Below are 2,284 nucleotides of genomic sequence, written 5' to 3'. Positions count from 1 at the left end.
GTCCTGCGGACCGCCCCGGAATGACAACTTGAGACTCACGTCCCCGGCTTCTCCACATCCCACTCGTTGCGGAACACGTGCCCATCCGTGTCTTTCGCCTCCGCGCGGAAGCGTTTTGCGCCGTTGGACACATACGTAAAGCGCAGATTGGGATCTTCCGAGATCGAGATGCCGCCCTCCATCGACAGCACCGGACTGTCGTCCTGCGTCAGCTTCAGCTGGTTGACGAAGAAGGCGGGAATATAGAGCTGTGTGACCTGGTCCATCTGAAGGCCGGAATTGTTGGGATGGCCGATCATGATCTGCGCCTCGCGGGTGCGGCTGGCGGGCGCATCATCGCGCGCAAATTGCCGGTAGCGCATCTGGCCGAGCCGGTTCCTGGCTTCCTCGACATTCTTTCCCGCCGGCGCGGAGCAGCCGCCGGAGGCCTTCACATAGGTCTTGGCGACGTAGAGCTGGCCGTCGCTGAGCTCGGCGACCGCATGGACGTCGGTGTAGTTGTTGACGCGCACGCGCGTGGAGATTTCCGTGACGTTGGCATCCGGCCCAAGCTCGAACTTCGCCGCCATCGGCGCCGGGTTGCGGTCGATCACCAGCGTGATCGCGCGAATGCGGCGGCCGTCGCCGGGTGACAGCTTGCTGCGCAAGGTCACGGGCACGATCGCGGCGTCCTCGGCGCGATACGGCATCTCGATGCCGATGATGTCGCTGCCGTCCTGCATCGGGCGGTTGCTGAAGATGTCCTGCACCAGGCCCGGCCAGGGATCGTAGGCCTCCTCCGCGCGTGCCGGCGCGGCAAAGGCCAGGCCGAGCAGCGCAGCGATCAAGGTCAGGCGGAGATTGTGTCCCATCATGTGTTGGTCCCGCGCGGACGAAGCAGCAGCGGACGCAACGTAGCGCGCCTGCTACTCCCATTCAATTTCCGAAAATGCTGCGGTTGCGTTGCGGGCGTTGTAGTCGTCGAACAGCTCCCAGTGCGACCGTTCGGACGCGGCCGCCTTGTCCGCGGCGGCCCGGATCGGCTCGCCCTTCTTGTTGAGCGCGCGGACGTCGGACAGCAGCGTCGAGAGATAACGCCGTTCGTCGGCCAGCGCGGCAGGCCAATCGGTCACGGGGCCGTGACCGGGAACGACGCGCTGCGCCGGAATGCTCTCGAGTTCCTCGAGCAGGGCGAGCCAGCCGCGGATGCTGCCATCCATCACCGGGATATGGCGGCGAAAGACCAGATCACCCGCGAACAGGGTTTTCGTCGTCGCGTCGAACACGCTCAAATCGTTGTCGCTGTGCGCGGCGGGCCACGCCCGCAAGGTCAGGCGCCGCGATCCGAGATCGAGCGTCAGCGTGTCCGAAACGAGCAGGGTGGGCGGCACGATCTTCACGGGATCGATCAATTCATGGCCCATGATGCGTCTGAAATTGTCGAGATAATACGGCCCGCGCGCCGCCAGCGCCTGCGGCAGCTTGCTGTGTCCGACAAAACTTGTTCCTGCGGCGGCGAACGCCGCATTGCCGAAGACATGGTCGGGATGGCCATGGGTGCTGATGACGTAGCGAACCGGCTTGCCGGTGTGGGCCCGCACCGCCGCGAGCAGCGCCTCGCCTTCGCGGACGCTGCCGCCAGTGTCGATCACGGCCACCGCATCCTCGCCGACGATGAAGCCGACATTGGCGATGTCGCCCTCATTCTCGCGCGACATCAGGGCGATGGTCCCGGAGTGTACGAAGATTCCGGGCGCGACTTCGCTCACAGGCAATTCGACCGGCCCGGCGCGTGCTAGCGTCGTTGCTCCCAGCAGGGCCAGGGCTGCGATCATTGAAGCGACGTGGGACACTTTTCCGCCTCAGTTCAAAGGATTTGCCACATTGCACTGCAACAAAGTCAAGCCGACACAAAGTTGGCGAAACAGATGCGTCCGTGCGTTGCATGGATAGCATTCGAACAAAACGAGGAGGAAGCGGGATGAGGGAGGCCGGACGACATCGTCGCTGGTTGTTTTTGCTGTGGGGCCTGGCTGCATCCTGCGCGCTGGGCGACGTCGCTATGGCGCAGACGAACGAGAGCGGCGACCTCTCGTTCGAGCTGGTCGATCCCAAGGTGCTGCGCGTCTGCGCCGATCCGCGCAACCTGCCGTTCTCGAACGAAAAGGGCGAAGGGTTCGAGAACAAGCTCGCCGAGCTGCTTGCGGACAAACTCCAGAAGAAGCTCGACTACGTCTTTTTCCCGCAAGCCACCGGCTTCGTCCGGATGACGCTGGGTGCACATCGTTGCGACGTGATCATGGGG

General features: G+C 64.0%; 2 protein-coding genes and 1 pseudogene. 1 reads left to right on the top strand and 2 read right to left on the bottom strand.

The annotated features are described in order from the left end of the window. Nucleotides 1–35: 35 nt before the first annotated feature. Both ACXJL8_RS39200 and ACXJL8_RS39195 read right to left on the bottom strand, forming a co-directional pair. Complete coding sequence (locus ACXJL8_RS39200) at nucleotides 36–854, bottom strand: quinoprotein dehydrogenase-associated SoxYZ-like carrier (RefSeq protein WP_456621027.1); 819 nt, start codon at nucleotides 852–854, stop codon at nucleotides 36–38. A gap of 51 nt (nucleotides 855–905) precedes the next feature. After that, nucleotides 906–1,814 (bottom strand): quinoprotein relay system zinc metallohydrolase 2, encoded by a 909-nt coding sequence (locus ACXJL8_RS39195; protein ID WP_456621026.1) that lies wholly within the window; start codon nucleotides 1,812–1,814, stop codon nucleotides 906–908. A gap of 146 nt (nucleotides 1,815–1,960) precedes the next feature. Between ACXJL8_RS39195 and ACXJL8_RS39190 the strand changes: the two are divergent. Continuing rightward, nucleotides 1,961–2,284, top strand: a pseudogene (locus ACXJL8_RS39190) (quinoprotein dehydrogenase-associated putative ABC transporter substrate-binding protein); the annotation flags it as partial.

Source organism: Bradyrhizobium sp. P5_C11_2 (genome assembly GCF_054049755.1).
Note: the sequence above shows the minus strand (reverse complement) of the source record. Positions and strands in the feature narration are given on the sequence as shown.

Excerpts from the sequence above, each read along its gene's own strand:
- ACXJL8_RS39195 (WP_456621026.1), bottom strand. The coding sequence starts at position 1,814 with ATGATCGCAGCCCTGGCCCTGCTGGGAGCAACGACGCTAGCACGCGCC.
- ACXJL8_RS39200 (WP_456621027.1), bottom strand. The coding sequence starts at position 854 with ATGATGGGACACAATCTCCGCCTGACCTTGATCGCTGCGCTGCTCGGC.